Origin of the sequence: Pedomonas sp. V897 (assembly GCF_051304405.1) — a bacterium.
GTDB lineage: Bacteria > Pseudomonadota > Alphaproteobacteria > Sphingomonadales > Sphingomonadaceae > Pedomonas.
Window position 1 is genome coordinate 39758 of record NZ_JBPPGG010000008.1, and the last position, 16562, is coordinate 56319.

A 16562-nucleotide genomic window follows, 5' to 3' on the forward strand; every position below is an offset into this window, starting at 1 on the left:
GCATCTTGCTTCTCCTATCGCGAATTAAGGCCGCTCAGTGCGGCAATAATAATAATAGGTCTTGGTTTAAGTATATTGAATTGAATATTGAGAATAGTTTTATTATGAATATATGTTTTATTTCTGAAATGATGATATTCGAAAATAAGCGGTCTTATTTTGGCGCGCGGCTGTTGTGGTTGAGAATATGTTCTCATGACTGCTCTGATTCCTATGTTTTTAGCCAGCGCCTTGCCCAAAATTCATTCCCCACCAGATTAAACACTTCGCCCCACACACCAAGCGATTGATCGAGGGCGAGGGAAAAGGCGTTCTCAACCTTCTTCCGGTCGAGCAGGCCGTGCTTTACGAGCAGGCCATCCAGCATAGCTTCCCTTATGAAATCGACATTTTGGCTCCAGACAGACTTGTAGAAGTCCTCGGGGCCGCCTTTGGATTTCCGGAGCATATTCGTTGGGTGGCCGATATCGAGGAAGGCCAGACGCGCCAGGCCTCGATCTTCACCGTTGTAGGCAAAAAGGTAACTCGGAATCCGGCAGACTGCTTCGAGAACAGGCTGGGACATGAGCGGTTCAACCATGCGAACGTAATCACAACGGCGGCTTGGCTTGGCATACGGCAGCCAGATAAAAGTAAATGCCAGCTGCTCCTTTTTGGAAATGGTTGACCCTTCCTGACACTGTTCCCATGGCGCAAGTGCGGCATCAATGCTGGTCTCATGCAGCAGATCTTCCGCGAACAAGCCCGTATAGCCCTCAAATTTCTTCGAGAGACACCATGACGGTGTTCGAATTGTCGAGGCGGCAGCCTCAAGGAGAATGGCTCCAATAGGTCGCTTGCTGATCAAGGCCTCTTCGTAGCACGCTTTGAAGAAGCCGCCATTGAGTCCCTTGTGGTAAAGATAGTCGATGGCTGTGTAACTGGGCCGTGTGTAGAAGATCGTATCCCCAGGTTCTCCACCAAAAAAGGCATCGATCCCGTGTTCGTCGGCCAGGCGCTTCTGATAACGGGCCCTGCCGATCATGAAACGATCCTTGTAGAACTCTGGTAGAAAGGCAAAGTCGTGAAGATCCTTCATGTCGATGTCGTCAGCGGAGTCACGAACTTCGATCAGATGGGCGTTGGCATGCTGGGCTGCCGCTCTGGCAAACTCGCGCTCATCGGAATCCACATTGCCTTCCGTATAATGCGTTACGGCGATGACCTCCGGGCGATGGGGCGCCAGAGCCGTGCAACTGAGGATGATGGAGGAATCGAGGCCACCGGATGCCCGCACGCAGATTTTGTCGAAGTGCGAGGCCCACGCATGGGTGCATTTCAAGACAGTCGTGCGTAGCTCGGCGGCAGCTTTCTCGGTTGTATAGTTTCCATCTTTGACAAAGAAATCACGCGGCTTCCAGAGCATGAACCGCTCGGTCTTGTCCCGCGATATGGCAAAGAGCTCGCCCGGCATCACCTTGTCAATTTCGCGCAAGCATGTCCCGGGAAGATGCAGCAGCGGGAGCTGGAGACCGAGGATTGCCGAATGAGGATCCAGGCTTAACTGTCCCAGGTGGAGCGACCGGAAATGTTCTCCATCCGAGAAGAAGAGGTAGAGGTCGGGCGTCTCATAGATATAGACCGGCAGAACGCCGGTAGGGTCTCTCAGGATGAACTGTTCTGTTCCATCCTCTTTGCCCACAATGGCGGCGTACATCCCCCAGTATTTCTCGATGATGTACTGGCATCTTGTGTCGAGAATGGCGTTGGTAGTCTTCTCATCGATCGCAAGGGGCGCGTGGTTTGTGAGGGCCTCATCCTTGTGAAACAGGGTTCCGAGTATTAGCCCGGTGCCGCCGGACAATCGGTAGACGAAGGTGCCTTTTTCTTCCGGATCGGTCATCAGCACGCAGACATTGGGTGTTTGATGCACGATGTGGAAGTCCGGGAGCTTGCCGGTGATCTCGTTGACGCGCGACGGCAGGGCATCCGGGTTGCCCTTGCTTTTCCTGACCAGGGCGAAGAAAGACAACATCGCGCATTCCTTGCTTCTAGATCGCCATAATGGGGGAAAATAAAATCGTCGCACTCAGTGGGTCGGTCACAATGGTGTCGCCGACTTCGACCCAGCAATGCGCGGCAAACTCCGGCATGGAGACGCCGAAAACCAGGACGGCGTCAAACCCGTATTTTCTCAGAATGTATGTCGTGACCAGGCCGTCGAAGAAGCAGTGCTCCTTCGCTCTGTAGAAGAAGGGCCTGATATACCGGAACGTGTATATGAGCTCATCCAGAGGGATCGGGCTGGGCCGTGCGCGGGGAGGCAGGGAGGACATGATGCTGATTGTCCGCCTCAGGCCGAGGATGTTTTTCAGGAAGAAGGAAAATATGATCGCTCTCAGGATGAAGAGGGTAAATCGCAGATCAAAGATGTTCTTGTTGGAAAGGTTTGCAGTCTGAAGGTCTCTTTGCAGTCGCACTCTCGGTTTGTTGTGAAAAGTTTTGTCCGGTTTTTTTGTTGTCAGTATGCCCTCTTCAAGGAGTTCATCGACGGCTTTCCAGACTTCTGGGTCCTGTATTTCGCTCCTGTCGTCCGGCAGCCGGATCGCCCGGTCGGTGACGAGGCTGCGTAAACAAGGCGTCACCTCTTTCGGCAAGGCGGTGTAGGCGTCGCGCTTGCAGTCGAGAAAGACGATGTACCCACCGGCAACGCAGGTCTGGATGAAGTCCGGGAGATAAAACTGGCTCATATCGCCCTCAGGCCGGGAGACGGGAAGTAAACAATATTTCGGGGATATCTCTTCATGACAATTCCAACAGGAATTATTCATGGGGAACCGGGCGACAGAACATGATCATGGATCAACATGGGTGTATCCCGCAGTCCGTTGACGTGGGGAATCGCAATTCTGATTATGAATAAAGTATTTAAATGATAGCAATTTTATATTTGTCTGCTCTCGGAACATCCTGAATATGGGAGGTAGATAATATTTGATGTGCTTCCTGGCGTCGTCTGTCTTGAAATTCTGGATGTGGGGACAGCCCCTTGATCGGTGCGATTGGCGTTCGGACCGGATGCAACCCGCGTTCGGAATGGGCGGGGCAGATGCGCGGCATCCAGCGGTAGGGAAGCCCGACTGGGAGCAAGCCAATGGGGCGGGGGTTTCCGCAAGGCAATACGCGTCGGGGGAGCGGGTGGTGTGCCCGCTCCCCCGGCCGGTGCCAGCGTGTGGCGGTATCAGCGTACGGTGATCAGCGCGTGGTGGTGGCGCCGCCGGTCTGCCCGCCTTGCGCCGTGGCGATGCGCTTCTGCTCGTCGGCGATGAAGCGGTGGATGCGCTCCTCCAGCACCGACAGCGGCACGGAGCCGAGCGCCAGGATGGTGTCGTGGAAGCGGCGCTGGTCGAAGTTCCGGCCCAGTTGCTGCTCGGCCTCGGCGCGCAGGCGGTGGATGGTCAGCTCGCCCAGCTTGTAGGCCAGCGCCTGGCCCGGCCAGCTGATGTAGCGGTCCACCTCCGTTTCCACCTCGTGCGCGGACAGCGCGGTGTTGCTGGCGAGAAACTCGATCGCCTTCTCGCGCGACCAGCCGTAGTGGTGGACGCCCGTGTCGATCACCAGCCGCGCCGCGCGCCACATCTCGTAGGAGAGGCGGCCGAAGTGCTCATAGGGCGTGCGGTAGATGCCCATTTCGATGCCGAGCCACTCGGTGTAGAGCCCCCAGCCTTCGCCGTAGCCGGAGAAGGAGCTGTTGCGGCGGAAGGCCGGGCGCGTCGGTTGCTCGCGGGCCAGCGCCGCCTGGAAGCTGTGGCCGGGGGCACATTCGTGCACCGTCAGCGCGGGAATGTTGTAGAGCGGGCGACTCGGCAGATTGTAGGTGTTCATCATGCACGCGCCGAGCCCGCCGCGCCCGGCGGTGTAGAACGGCGCCAGCGCCTCGGGCACCGGAATGATGGTGAAGGGGCGGCGCGGCAGGGTGCCGATGATGTCGGGGAGCTTGCCGTCCACCTGCTTGGCGATCCAGGCGGAGAAGCCGAGCAGCTCCTCTGGTGTCTTGGCGTAGAAGCGCGGGTCGGTGCGCAGGAACTGGACGAAGTCCTCGAAACTGCCGTTGAAGCCGCTGTCGCGCATCACCTGAAGCATTTGCGCCTTGATGCGGGCGACCTCCTTGAGGCCGATCTCGTGAATCTGCTCGGGCATCAGGTCGAGCGTCGTGTATTTCCTGATCTGCGCCGCATAGAAGGCCTTGCCGTCGGGGAGGGCCGAGGCCGCCAGCGTAGTGCGGGCCTTGGGCAGATATTCGTCGCGGAAAAACGCGCGCAGTCTGGTGTAGGACGGCACCACGGCGTCGCGGATGACAGCCTTCGCCTCCTCGCGCAGCTGCGCCTGCTCGTCCGCCGGGATGGTGGACGGCATCTCCTTGAACGCGGCGTAGAACGGGTTCGCCTCTACGTCGTTATTGGCGTAGATCGCGATCGACTGCTCGCGCCCGTTGAGCGTCGCCCTTGGCACCGTGAAGCCGCGCTTGAGGCCGGCGCGCATGTTGGTGATCTGCTCGTCGAAATAGCGCGGGACGTCCCGCATGCGGCCGAGGTAGCGCCGGTAATCCTCCGCCGTGCGGAACGGACGGCGCGCCTCGAGCGAGGTCCAGAACGAGCTGTCGCTGTTGAAGGGCATTTCCCAGGCGCGGAATTTCGCGTCGATGAGGGCGTGCTCCAGGTTGGTGCGGAACACGGCGGCGTTGATCTGTTCCTCGTCCGAGAGCTGATCCAGCGGCACCTGGTCGAGTTTGGCCAGCATCTCGCGCGCGTGGGCGGCGCGCCGTTCCTGGGAGGCGGCATCGACGCGCGGCAGGTGGTCGGCACCGTCGAGAGAGCCGTCCTCCTTTTCAATTCTGGCGGTCTCCTTCAGGCGCCAGGCCCAGTCGGTCTCGTAGAGCGTGCGCAGTTGCTGGTCCGCCGGATCGGCGGCGAAGGCGCTGGCGGGCAGGCCCGCGGTCGCCAGCGACAGGCTGAGGGCAAGAAGGCTGATGCGCCACCGGTTCATGGCCTGGTCACTCCTTTTATTGTTCGGGTTCTGGTTTCCGGAAAGATCCCCCGTCACGGATGGGCGGCGGCCGCCTGTTGCGCGAGGCGCGCCTTCTCGCTCTCGATGAAGCGGCGCATCTGCTGCTCCAGCACCGGCAGCGGCACCGAGCCGAGCGCGAGGAAGGCGTCATGGAAGCGGCGCTTGTCGAAATTCCGGCCCAGCTGCTGCTCGGCCTCGGCGCGCAGGCGATGGATGGTCAGTTCGCCCGGCTTGAAGGCCAGCGCCTGGCCCGGATAGCTGATGTAGCGGTCGATCTCCGTTTCCACCTCGTGCGCGGAAAGCGCGGTGTGGTTGGTGAGGTAGTCGATCGCCTTCTCGCGCGACCAGCCGTAGTAGTGGATGCCGGTGTCCAGCACCAGGCGCGCGGCGCGCCACATCTCGTAGGAGAGGCGGCCGAAGTGCTCGTAGGGCGTGCGGTAGATGCCCATCTCCTTGCCCAGCCATTCGGTGTAGAGCCCCCAGCCTTCGCCGTAGCCGGAGAAATAGGTGGTGCGGCGGAAGGCCGGGCGTTCCGGCTGCTCCTTGGCCAGCGCCGCCTGGAAGCTGTGGCCGGGGGCGCATTCGTGCAGCGTCAGCGCCGGAATATGGAACAGCGGGCGGCTCGGCAGGTTGTGGGTGTTCATCATGCACGCGCCAAGGCCGCCCCGGCCGGAGGTATAGAAGGCCGCCAGCGCGTCCGGCACCGGCACGATGGTGAAGGGCTTGCGCGGCAGGGTGCCGATGGTGTCGGCGAGCGTGGCGTCCGCCCGCTTGGCCACCCACGCCGAGTAGTGCAGGAGCTGCTCGGGCGTCTTGGCGTAGAACTGCGGGTCGGTGCGCAGGAAGTGGAGGAATTCCTCCAGCGTGCCGGTGAAGCCGCTGTCGCGCATCACCTGATGCATTTCCGCCTTGATGCGGGCAACCTCCTTGAGGCCGAGCGCGTGGGCTTCCTCGGGCGTCAGGTCGAGCGTCGTGAATTTCCGGATCTGCGCCGCGTAGTAGGCCTTGCCGTCGGGCATGGCGGTGGCGGCCAGCGTGGTGCGGGTTTTGGGCAGGTATTCGTTGCGGAAGAAGGTGAGCAGCCTGGTATAGGCCGGCACCACGGCGTCGCGGATGGCGGCCTGCGCGGCCGCGCGCAGCTGCGCCTGCTCCTCCGCCGGGATGGTGGCGGGCATGTCCTTGAAGGCGGCGTAGAACGGGTTCGCCTCCACATCGCTCACCGCGTAGTTGGCGATGGTCTGGTCCCGCCCGTTGAGCGTGACGCGCGGCACCGAGAAGCCGCGCTTGAGGCCGGCGCGCATGTTGGCGATCTGCTCGTCGAAATAGCGCGGGATATCGCGCATGCGGCCGATGTAGTGCCGGTAGTCCTCCGCCGTGCGGAACGGGGCGCGGGCGCTCAGGTAAATCCAGAACGAGCTGTCGCTGTTGAACGGCATTTCCCATTCGCGGAACCGGGCCTCGATGAGGGTGTGCTCCAGAATGGTGCGGTACACGGCGGCGTTGACCTGGTCCTCGTTCGAGAGCTGGTCGAGGGGGATGCGGTCGAGTTTGGCCAGCATGTCGCGGGCGCGGGCGGCGCGGCGCTCGTAGGTGGCGGGGTCCACACGCGGCAGGCGGTCGGAGGCGACGAAGTCGCCGTTGCCATCCGGGATCATGCCCGATTCCTGCATGCGCTCGGCCCAGTCGGCCTCGTAGAGCGCGCGCAGCTGCTGCTCTGGCGGATCGGCGGCGAAGGCGCCTGCGGGCAGGCCCGCGGTTGCAAGGGACAGGCCGAATGCGAGAAAGCTGGTGCGCCACCGGTTCATGCGGACGACTCCTCAAAAAATCACGGGATGCGGTGGATGCGGCGGATGCGGCGGATGCGGGAAATGCCGGGGCGTGCGGGAAGCCCGGGGTGCGTGGTCGCAGCGTGGGGGCAGAATCGGGTGCGGGCGCGACATGGGACGCGGACGCAAGCCCTCACCCGGGATCGGGCGGGCACGTACCAGCCTGCAAGGCCGGTCTGTCCGGGATGGATCCATGGCCTGCCCCCTCGGAAATCCTCCCGTCCCCGCAGAGCCCTGCAAGGACATTTTTCCCCCGGGAGATATTTATGACGTTCCAGAAAATAACCCGTCAACCATGTTATTGCTTTTTTGTTAGTGCGGGGGCTGACATTTTCCGGAAGCGGCCCGGCGGTGGTCTCTTTTCGGGCGGCGATGGGGTAAGGTTCCGGGGTCCGGGATCCTGCATTTTTCTTTGGAGGTTCGTTCAGACATCATGGACAGCTTGCCCACCCGTCTCGCCGTTGCGCTGGCTATTGGCCTGCTTGTGGGGCTGGAGCGCGGCTGGCACAGCCGCGGGGAGCAGGAGAAGCAGCGGGCCGCGGGCTTTCGCACCTTCGCGCTCTCGGGGCTCCTGGGCGGTATTGCCGGCGCGCTGGGGCAGGTGGCCGGGCCGGTGCTGCTCGGGCTGGTTTTTCTCGGCTACACGGGGGCCTTTGCCGCCTTCCACTGGCTGGAGGCGAAGGTGAACCGGGATCTGGGCGTCACCTCGGTGGTGGCGGGTATGCTCACCTTCGTGCTTGGCGCCTATGCGGTCATGGGCAACCTGAACATCGCCATCGGCTGCGCCGTCGCCGTCACCCTGCTGCTGGCGCTGCGCGAGCCGCTGCACCGCTGGATCGCCGCCCTGCGGTGGGAGGACATCCGGGCGGTGCTGATCCTGCTGGCCATGTCGTTCCTGCTGCTGCCCATTCTGCCCAACCGCACCATCGACCCGTGGGAGTCGGTGAACCCGGCGCGCATCTGGCTGCTGGCCATTCTCATCGCCAGCATTTCCTTTGGCGGCTATGTGGCCATGCGGGTGTTCGGGCAGCGGCTGGGCATCGTCATGGCGGCGCTGGCGGGCGGGCTCGCCTCGTCCACCGCCACCACCCTGGCGCTGGCGCGGCTGGGGCGGGGGGAGCCCGCCTCGGCCCGGCCGCTGGCGGCGGGCATCCTCATTTCCTGCGTGGTGATGGCGGCGCGCGTGGGTGTCGTCGCCACCCTGCTCAATCCGTCCCTCCTGCCGGCGCTGTGGCCACCGCTGGCGGCGGGCGGCGTGGTGCTGGCCCTCGGGGCGCTGGCGCTGCTGTTTCACACCTCGGGCCATCCCCACCCGGTCATTCCGGCGGCCAACCCGCTGGAGCTGGGCATGGCGATCAAGCTGGCGCTCGCCATCGGCGTCATCATGCTGGTGTCGGAGGTGGTGCAGGAGCAGTTCGGCAGCGCCGGCACGCTGGTGGTGGCGGCGGTGTCGGGCGTTGTCGATGTGGATGCCATCACCATTTCCGTCGCCAGCATGGAGGACAGCCGGCTCGGCCTCGACACGGCGATTCAGGCGATTGTGCTGGCGGCGGGCGTGAACACCCTCTCCAAGGTGGTCATGGCCTTCTGGGTGGGCGGCGCGCCGATCGGCCGCCCGGTGGCGCTGGGCAGCGCGGCGGCGCTCGCCGCCGCCGGCGCGGCGCTTCTTGTGGTGTAAGGCCGCGCGCGGCGTTGGCGATCCCGCGTGCGATTTCAGGCAATGCGCGGGCCGAGCAGCGCCATGAGCGCCTCGCAGCCCCTGGCGTCCACCGCGTCGAAGCGGGCGGGCAGGGGGCTGTCCAGATCGAGCACGCCGATGATGCGGCCCTCCACCGTGATCGGCACCACCAGCTCGCTGCGCGAGGCAGAATCGCAGGCGATGTGGCCGGGGAAGGCGTGCACGTCCGGCACGCACTGGGTGGCCGCCTCGGCCACGGCGGTGCCGCACACGCCCCGGCCGACGGGGATGCGGATGCAGGCCGGGCGGCCCTGGAACGGCCCGAGCACCAGCACGCCGTCGATCAGGCGGTAGAACCCGGCCCAGTTGAGGTCCGGCAGGGCCTCGTAGAGGAGGGCGGCGGCGTTGGCCATGTTGGCGACCGCGTCGGGCTCGCCGTCCGTCAGCGAGTCGAGCTGCTTGAGCAGCTCGGCGTAGCGTTCGGTCTTGTCGGTGCTGTAGGCGGGGGCTTGGAACATGGGCAATCCGATGGTTGTGATGTCTGTTGGGGGATGCCCCTGTCCATAGGGCGCGCGCCGCCGCGCCGCAAGCCGGGCGCGGCGCGGGGCGCGTTCGGGGCGGTTCATCCAATCAGGCTATCCAAAACGTTAGTTACTCGGCCGACCAAGAAACGCGAGTTTGCCGTGGGGCGTTCGCAAGAGACGCCGCGAAAAAGCCGCGCGCCGGTTGCCTTGAGGGGGCACCGGCCTGTTGGGGAGATGGGGAGTTTATGACAGTTCGCTCTTTGTGGGGCGGCGCGCGCTTTGGCGCCCTGCCGCTTGTTGCGTTGTTTGCCCTGCCGGTGCAGGCTCAGGGGAGCACGGAGGCGCCGGCGGCGTCGATCGGTCTCGACGCCATTGTGGTCACTGCCCAGAAGCGGGCGGAGAACATGCAGACCGTGCCGGTTTCGGTGACGGCGGTTACGTCCGAGGCGGTCGAGAACCTGCGGGCGGTCACGTTGCAGGGCCTTCAGGGCACCGTGCCCAACGTGCAGATCAACAACTTCTCCAACGCGCCCAACTCGGCGGTGTACACCATCCGCGGCATCGGCGTGATCGAGTCCGACCCCTATGCCGGCAACACCGTCTCCATCATGGTGGACGGCGTTCCCGAATATTTCAGCATGGGCGCGCTGGTTGATCTCTACGACATCAACCGCATCGAGATTCTGCGCGGTCCGCAAGGCACGCTGTTCGGCGCCAACACCACCGGCGGCGTGGTGAACATCATCACCAACCAGCCCACCGGCGAGTTCGGCGGCAAGGCGGAGATCGGCTACGGCACCTACGACCGCCTCGACGTGAGCGGCACGGTGGAGGCGCCGCTGGTCGAGGGCAAGCTGTCGGGCAAGATCGGCATCTCGCACAACGAGCGCGACGGCTATGTCACCAACATCGTCGACGGCTCGGACATGGGCCGGCGGAACGTCACCCTGTTCCGCGCCGCGCTGCGCGCCACGCCCAACGACCGGGTGGATGCGACGCTCATGGGCGAATATGTGCGCGCCCGCAACGGCGCGCCGATCGTGGTGAACGGCGCGACCCCCGGCGAGGCGCGGTATGTGGCGCCCGGCACCCGCTTCGACAATGCCAAGCTGCCGATGTACGCCAACCCCTGCCCGGCGGACGGCGGCCGCTGCAAGGCGCCGGACAAATACTACTCGGCGCTCGAGGGCGTGCCCGACAAGTCGAACATGAACACCTACCGGGTGAACTTCACCCTCAACGTGTCCGACACCGCCATTGGCGACATCACCGCCATCACCGGCTACAAGAAGTTCGACCTGTTCGAGTACACCGACCAGAACGGCACGCCGGTCAGCCGGGATGACACCCGCCGCGAGACGGAAGGCTGGCAGCTCAGCCAGGAGCTGCGCACCGCGTTCGACGTGAACGACAGCATCAACGTGATCCTGGGCGGCTTCTACATGAAGACGCACTACGATCACCAGCAGGACTTCCGCATTTCCTTCTCGCCGCCGCCGGGCCTGCTTCAGGTGAACAACCAGGATCAGGACAACTGGTCCGCCTCGCTGTTCGCCCAGAGCTACGTGGACGTGACCGACAAGCTGCGCTTCCAGGCGGGCATCCGCTACACCCATGAAAAGACCGAGATGGTGGCGGGCACCTACAACTCCGCCCACCCGAGCGGCGTGACCACCTTCGATGGCACCGGCAACACGCCTCTGGGCGGCTTCACCGTGGCCGGCAAGAAGTCGTGGGACAACGTGGGCTGGAAGCTGGGCCTCGACTACCAGGCGCTTGATGACGTGATGCTCTATGGCTACTGGGCGCGCGGCTTCAAGTCGGGCGGCTTTGTGGGCCGCGTCGGCATTCCGCAGGACATCGGCCCGTATGACCCCGAAAAGGTGGACACCTTCGAGGCGGGCGTGAAGGCCGATCTGCTGGACCGCCGCCTGCGCGTCAACCTGGCCGGTTTCTACACCAGCTACCGCAACATGCAGATTGCCCAGATCTACTTCACGGAGGATGGCTCCGGTACCACCGTGCAGGGCAACTCGATCCTCAACGCGGGCAAGGCGGAGATCAAGGGCTTCGAGCTCGAGATGCAGGCGCTGCCGGCCGAGGGGCTGACGCTCGACGGCTCGCTCGCCTATCTCGACGCCACCTACGACCGGTTCCTCTACAACCAGGTGGCGGGCACCACCGTCACCCGGGTGGACATGGCGGGCGAGCGTCTCCAGAACGCGCCCAAGTGGCAGGCGACCCTGGGGGCGACCTACACCGCCCAGGTGGGCCCGGGCGAGGCGCGGGCGCGGGTGCTCTACACCTACACCGCCGCCAAGTATCTGACGGCGATCAACAACGCGCGCCGCGCCGAGGTGCAGCCGACCCACATCGTCAACGCCAACCTGGACTGGACGCCGGACAGCGAGGCCTGGTCCATCGGCGTGTGGGCGACCAACCTCTTCGACAACCGCTACATCCAGAGCGTCTACGACGCGCCGGGTGTGTTCGGCCTGGTGAACTACGCGCCGCCGCGTGAGTACGGCGTGAGCTTCAAGGTCAAGTGGTAGGGCATGGAGCGGGCCCGGCGTCGCCGCCGGGCCCGCGCTCCGTCCGGGGGAGAGTGAACATGCGGACAGACAAGGGGCTGAAAAAACGGGTCGCCAGCCGACCTGCCCTTCTGGCGCTGGCGGGCGTTGCCGTTGTGGCGACGGGCCGGGGGCCGGAGGAGGCCGTGGCCGCGGGCGCGCCGAACGGGGACCGGAACGTCAACAGCTTCGAGCGTCCCGACGCGGCGTTCGATCCCGAGACCCATCCCGGCAAGGCGCTGTTCGAGGAGAACTGCGCCATGTGCCATCTGGGCGGCGTGCCGAAGGCGCCGCACCGCGAATTTCTGGAAATGATGCCGCCCGAGGGCATTCTGCACGCGCTGAACGAGGGCGTGATGCAGCAGCAGGCGGAGCATCTGGGGGCGGATGAGCGCCGCCAGATCACCGAATTTCTGACCCGCACCGATCTGGCCAGCTACAAGCCCGCGCCGGGCCCGCAGATGTGCACCGGCAAGGCGGCGGAGTTCGATCTCACCCGCCCGCCGGCACAGGTGGGCTGGGGCTATGACACCCGCCGCTTCACCCCGGCGATCGTGGCGAAGCTGGGCAAGGAGGATGTGCCGCGCCTGAAGCGCAAGTGGTCCTTTGCCTTCCCCGGCGCGCTGCGCGCCCGCTCCCAGCCGGTTGCGGCCATGGGCGCGGTGTTCGTCGGCAGCCAGGACGGCACCATCTACGCCTTCGATCTGGAGACCGGTTGCGCCCGCTGGACCTCGAAGGTCACCGCCGAGGTGCGCACGGCGATCGTGGTCGAGCCGTGGGCGGAGGGGCAGAAGCCGGCCCGCAATCCCCGCCTGTTCTTCGGCGACCTGATGGGCCGGGTCTATGCCATGGACGCGCTCACCGGCCAGGTGCTGTGGCGCGTGCGGCCGGACGACCACGCCAACGCCACCATCACCGGCACGCCGCTGCTCCATGGCGACACGCTCTACGTGCCCGTCTCCTCGCTGGAGGTGGTGACGGCGGCGGACCCCAACTATGCGTGCTGCACCTTCCGGGGGTCGGTGGTGGCGCTGGACATCGAGACCGGCGCCGAGAAGTGGACCCACTTCACCGTGCCCAATCCGCCCACCGAGCAGGGCAAGACCGCGGTCGGCACGCCGATCCTCGGCCCGTCGGGCGCGGCGGTGTGGACCAGCCCGACGCTCGATCTGAAGCGCGGCGTGCTCTACCACGGCAGCAGCGAGAACTATTCCTCGCCCGCCGACGACAATTCGGACGCCGTGTTCGCGGTGGACCTGAAGACCGGCAAGCGCCGCTGGCATCACCAGCTGCTGGCGGGGGACGCGTGGAACTCCACCTGCGTCATGAAGGACCATCCCAACTGCCCGGTGGAGAAGGGGCCGGACTTCGACCTGTCCGCCTCGATCCTCGTCATCGACATCGGCGGCGGCAAGGATGTGCTCATCGCCGCGCCCAAGTCCGGCATGATGACGGCGCTCGACCCGGACACGGGCCAGCGCCTGTGGCAGACCCGCGTCGGGCGCGGCAGCATGCAGGGCGGCGTCCACTTCGGCATGGCGGCGGAGGGCACGCGCATCTACGTGCCCATCACCGACATGACGGAGGACAGCCTGGGCCGTCCCATCCAGGAGCCCGGCCGGTCTGGCCTCCACGCGGTGGACGCCCGCACCGGCAAGATCCTGTGGAGCGCGCTCAGCCCCGACACCTGCGGCGGGCGCAAATACTGCGACCCCGGCATCTCGGCGGCGGCGACGGCCATGCCTGGCGTGGTGTTCGCGGGCGGCATGGACGGCTGGCTGCGTGCCTATGAGGGCGAGACCGGCCGGGTTCTCTGGGAGGTGGACACCACCCGGCCGGTCGAGACCGCCAACGGCATGGTCGCCCGCGGCGGCTCCATGAGCGGCCCGGGCCCCCTCATCGTCGATGGCCATGTGGTGGTGAACTCGGGCTACGGCTTCTCCTTCCACATGCCCGGCAACGCGCTGCACGTCTATTCCGTGGACGGGAAGTAGCGCGCCCGCGCGCAACCGGAGACGGGTTCAGCGCCCGGTGCTCATGGTGTGATAATAGGCCTCGACCAGCGGCTCCAGAAACTGGTCGAGGCGCGTCACGCTGTGAATGCCGGGCGCGCGCCTGTCGAGCGTGCCCCGGTCGATGACCAGAAACGTCAGCGAGGATTCGATGATGTAGAGCCGGGCGGTGAACTCGGCCTCGGAGAGGTCGGGGAAGGCCCGGCGCAGGGCGGTGGCGAACAGCTGGCCGGTGCGGTCCACGCTTTGCAGGGGCTGGTGCAGCTCCGGCGCGTCGTAGGAGGCGAGGAACTGGGAGATCACCCGCAGGTAGTTCCGCCAGCCCGGCCCCCGGTTGCCGAGCAGCTCCAGGATGGTGCCGATGAAGGCGCGGATCACGTCGCGCCCGTAGCTGGGAGACGCCGGGTCGCACTGGCCGAGGCGCTCGTCCACCAGCTTGTGCAGGTCCCCGCGCCGCCGGGAGACCACGGCTTCCAGCAGCGCCTGCTTGGTGCGGAAATAGTAGTTGATGAGACCCAGGTTGGTCTCCGCCACTTCGGCGATTTCCCGAAGCCCGGCGCCCCAGTAGCCCTTGCGTGCGAACACGGATTCGGCCGCATCCAGCAGCTGGGTATGGCGCTCGGCCCCGCGGCGGCGGAACCGGCGGTCGGCTTTGGGTTCGATGATTGCCTGCTCACTCATGATGGACGCCTTCATACGCCTTACAGGTTAGCCAGAGCATCGGCGGTACCCGAAAAAAAGAGCAGAACAAACCGTCTTGCGACCGGCCGTGATAGGAAATGAACCACCATAAAAGGGAAAACCCTTGACACGGAATCGTCAAAAACCTATCGTCTGCCTGTCGCGATGAGTCGGTTGCGTTTCGATGCGTCTCTTCCGCGCCCCCGCGCGGGGGAGTTCGAGGGAGACGTCTGCGGGATGGCCCCGTACGGGGGCGCTGGGGCCGTCGCAGCGGGGCGTATTTCCCGCCCGCGGGGCGAAATGTCACGGGGCGCTCCGGCACAACGCCGGGGTGTACAGACGTCCTCTCGGTTGAACATCGCGGCGTATCGGGCCTGTGAGGGGACAGGAGTCCGCCTGGGGTGAACCGCTGTCGCGGAGGGCGCGGCGGGCAGGGCGAGTCCGGTTCCGCGCATCGGGTCGGTTCTAGTGCTCAGGGTTGGGCAGCAGAATGGCTGCCTTTGCACGCCGGTTGAAATGGTTGAGGGTCGTGCGCGTCACCGCGTTCTGCGTCATCCGGGCCATAGACCGAGGTCCCTGGCCCCTGCGTCTGACCCATGGCGTGGCAGACGTATGACAAAACCCGTTTGGCTCCGCCCCCCTGACAAACCCTGACCTCCCGACACCAAGACCCTCAACCACCGGCACTTCTTCTCCGAGACCGAAAGGAAACAGGCAGACCAGGCAGAACAGACCGAACAGACACAACAGGCCGCAAGGCAGGCGAAAGGGCGGACAGGCTCCCCCCCTTCCTCCTCCCCCGAATGACCACGCCCGGGCCTTCCGGTGAGGGTGCGCCCGCCTCACCTTTATCGCAGGTGTGGGGCCGCCCGGGGCGGCTACAGTTTTCCTCGGCACGGCAGTGGGGGAAGGAGCCGTCATGGCGCGATCGTTGGAGGGAACCGTCGCCCTTGTCACCGGCGCGGGGCGCGGCATCGGCCGGGCCATCTGCGCGGCGCTGGCGGAGGCGGGGGCCACCGTCCTCGGCGCGGACCGGGGCCTGTCGTCGGACGCCGGGTCCGGGCCCGGCGCGCACCCGGCGGCGGAGCAGCTGCGGCTTGACGTCACCTGCCCGGAGGACTGGGACCGGGTGATGGCGCACATCAGCGGGCGCTACGGCCGGCTCGACATTCTGGTCAACAACGCCGGGGTCGATATCGTCGAGACCTTCGAGGCGATGACGCTGGAGTCCTGGCGGCAGTGCCAGGCGGTCAACGTGGACGGCGTGTTTCTCGGCATCCGCAAGGCGCTGCCGCTGTTGCGGGAGAGCGGTCCCCGGCGGCCGGGCGGCGCCTCGATCATCAACATGTCCTCCATCGCCGGGCTGGTGGGGGCGGAGTTTCACGCCGCCTATTGCGCCAGCAAGGGTGCGGTGCGGATGCTCACCAAGGCGCTGGCGCTGGAGTTCAGCGCGCTGGGCTACCGGATTCGCGTCAACTCGGTCCACCCGGGCGGGGTCAACACGTCCATGGTCCAGACCATTTTCGAGCGTTTCGCCGAACTGGGCGTCGTCGAGTCGGCGGAGCAGGCCCGCGCCCTGTCGGTGCGCGCCCATGCGCTGGGGCGTCTCTCCGAGCCGGAGGAGATCGCGGCGGGCGTCCGTTTTCTGGCGTCGGATGAGGCCAGCGCCATGCACGGCGCGGAGCTGGTTCTGGATGGAGGATACACTGCGAGATGAGCAACACTCAGCCCACCCGCACCGGAGGCTGCCTGTGCGGCGCGGTGCGCTACGTCGCCCCGGCGCGGCCGCTGGCAACGGTTGTCTGCCACTGCCGGAACTGCCAGAAGCAGGCGGGCAGCGCCCTGTCGGTGGTGGCCGTGTTCCCCCGCACCGAGCTGCGGGTGGAGGGGCAGCTCACGGTCTACGAGGACCGGGGCACCAGCGGCCAGACCGTGTTCCGCCAGTTCTGCGGCCGCTGCGGCTCGCCCGTGCTCACCGATACGGAGCGGGCCCGCGAGCAGGGCGTTATCTTCGTCAAGGCGGGCACGTTCGACGAGGTGTCGGACCTCAGGCCCACCACCCATTACTGGGTCAAGCGCGCCCATCCGTGGCTGCCGCTGCCGCCCGACGCGGAGCTTCTGGAGCAGGAATAGCCCCGGAACACGGGCCGCGTGCGGTTTGCGCTGCGGCGGAGTGCGCCTCTCGTGCGTTACAGAGTGCGCGGCTCGGGCATCGAGCCTTGCGC

The 16562-nt window shown here is 65.4% G+C and carries 11 protein-coding genes; 5 read left to right on the top strand and 6 right to left on the bottom strand.

The window, feature by feature from the left end; all coding sequences use genetic code 11:
- Positions 1–211: 211 nt before the first annotated feature.
- The 4 genes from ACSJJU_RS14250 to ACSJJU_RS14265 form a co-directional block, all read right to left on the bottom strand.
- Positions 212–2014, bottom strand: coding sequence for an asparagine synthase-related protein (locus tag ACSJJU_RS14250; RefSeq protein ID WP_435916251.1), 1803 nt, complete (start codon positions 2012–2014; stop codon positions 212–214).
- 16 nt (positions 2015–2030) lie between these two features.
- Positions 2031–2729: a lasso peptide biosynthesis B2 protein gene (locus tag ACSJJU_RS14255; RefSeq protein ID WP_435916252.1), complete on the bottom strand. Its 699-nt coding sequence runs from the start codon at positions 2727–2729 to the stop codon at positions 2031–2033.
- Between the two features lie 505 nt (positions 2730–3234).
- Positions 3235–5025 (bottom strand): DUF885 domain-containing protein, encoded by a 1791-nt coding sequence (locus ACSJJU_RS14260; RefSeq protein WP_435916253.1) that lies wholly within the window; start codon positions 5023–5025, stop codon positions 3235–3237.
- A gap of 53 nt (positions 5026–5078) precedes the next feature.
- Positions 5079–6851 carry a DUF885 domain-containing protein gene (locus tag ACSJJU_RS14265; RefSeq protein ID WP_435916254.1) on the bottom strand — a complete coding sequence of 591 codons (1773 nt, stop codon included), beginning with the start codon at positions 6849–6851 and terminating at the stop codon, positions 5079–5081.
- A gap of 454 nt (positions 6852–7305) precedes the next feature.
- Between ACSJJU_RS14265 and ACSJJU_RS14270 the strand changes: the two genes are divergently transcribed.
- The gene (locus tag ACSJJU_RS14270) at positions 7306–8550 is read left to right on the top strand and encodes an MgtC/SapB family protein (protein ID WP_435916255.1); all 1245 of its coding nucleotides are present in this window, start codon (positions 7306–7308) and stop codon (positions 8548–8550) included.
- Positions 8551–8585: 35 nt separating this feature from the next.
- Here ACSJJU_RS14270 and ACSJJU_RS14275 read toward each other — a convergent pair whose 3' ends face one another.
- The gene (locus tag ACSJJU_RS14275; protein ID WP_435916256.1) at positions 8586–9068 is read right to left on the bottom strand and encodes a GAF domain-containing protein; all 483 of its coding nucleotides are present in this window, start codon (positions 9066–9068) and stop codon (positions 8586–8588) included.
- Between the two features lie 251 nt (positions 9069–9319).
- Here ACSJJU_RS14275 and ACSJJU_RS14280 point away from each other — a divergent pair, with 251 nt between their 5' ends.
- Positions 9320–11626: a TonB-dependent receptor gene (locus tag ACSJJU_RS14280; protein WP_435916257.1), complete on the top strand. Its 2307-nt coding sequence runs from the start codon at positions 9320–9322 to the stop codon at positions 11624–11626.
- Between the two features lie 59 nt (positions 11627–11685).
- A complete protein-coding gene (locus ACSJJU_RS14285; protein WP_435916258.1) occupies positions 11686–13638 on the top strand; it encodes an outer membrane protein assembly factor BamB family protein in 1953 nt (650 codons plus the stop codon).
- 27 nt (positions 13639–13665) lie between these two features.
- Here ACSJJU_RS14285 and ACSJJU_RS14290 read toward each other — a convergent pair whose 3' ends face one another.
- Positions 13666–14337, bottom strand: coding sequence for a TetR/AcrR family transcriptional regulator (locus ACSJJU_RS14290; protein ID WP_435916259.1), 672 nt, complete (start codon positions 14335–14337; stop codon positions 13666–13668).
- Between the two features lie 919 nt (positions 14338–15256).
- Here ACSJJU_RS14290 and ACSJJU_RS14295 point away from each other — a divergent pair.
- Positions 15257–16054: an SDR family oxidoreductase gene (locus ACSJJU_RS14295; RefSeq protein ID WP_435916260.1), complete on the top strand. Its 798-nt coding sequence runs from the start codon at positions 15257–15259 to the stop codon at positions 16052–16054.
- Positions 16051–16470 (top strand): GFA family protein, encoded by a 420-nt coding sequence (locus ACSJJU_RS14300; protein ID WP_435916261.1) that lies wholly within the window; start codon positions 16051–16053, stop codon positions 16468–16470. Before ACSJJU_RS14295 ends, ACSJJU_RS14300 begins: the two co-directional genes overlap by 4 nt.
- The last annotated feature ends 92 nt before the right edge of the window (positions 16471–16562 follow it).

Coding starts and splice junctions, on each gene's coding strand:
- ACSJJU_RS14250 (WP_435916251.1), bottom strand. CDS start 2,014: ATGTTGTCTTTCTTCGCCCTGGTCAGGAAAAGCAAGGGCAACCCGGAT.
- ACSJJU_RS14255 (WP_435916252.1), bottom strand. CDS start 2,729: ATGAGCCAGTTTTATCTCCCGGACTTCATCCAGACCTGCGTTGCCGGT.
- ACSJJU_RS14260 (WP_435916253.1), bottom strand. CDS start 5,025: ATGAACCGGTGGCGCATCAGCCTTCTTGCCCTCAGCCTGTCGCTGGCG.
- ACSJJU_RS14265 (WP_435916254.1), bottom strand. CDS start 6,851: ATGAACCGGTGGCGCACCAGCTTTCTCGCATTCGGCCTGTCCCTTGCA.
- ACSJJU_RS14270 (WP_435916255.1), top strand. CDS start 7,306: ATGGACAGCTTGCCCACCCGTCTCGCCGTTGCGCTGGCTATTGGCCTG.
- ACSJJU_RS14275 (WP_435916256.1), bottom strand. CDS start 9,068: ATGTTCCAAGCCCCCGCCTACAGCACCGACAAGACCGAACGCTACGCC.
- ACSJJU_RS14280 (WP_435916257.1), top strand. CDS start 9,320: ATGACAGTTCGCTCTTTGTGGGGCGGCGCGCGCTTTGGCGCCCTGCCG.
- ACSJJU_RS14285 (WP_435916258.1), top strand. CDS start 11,686: ATGCGGACAGACAAGGGGCTGAAAAAACGGGTCGCCAGCCGACCTGCC.
- ACSJJU_RS14290 (WP_435916259.1), bottom strand. CDS start 14,337: ATGAGTGAGCAGGCAATCATCGAACCCAAAGCCGACCGCCGGTTCCGC.
- ACSJJU_RS14295 (WP_435916260.1), top strand. CDS start 15,257: ATGGCGCGATCGTTGGAGGGAACCGTCGCCCTTGTCACCGGCGCGGGG.
- ACSJJU_RS14300 (WP_435916261.1), top strand. CDS start 16,051: ATGAGCAACACTCAGCCCACCCGCACCGGAGGCTGCCTGTGCGGCGCG.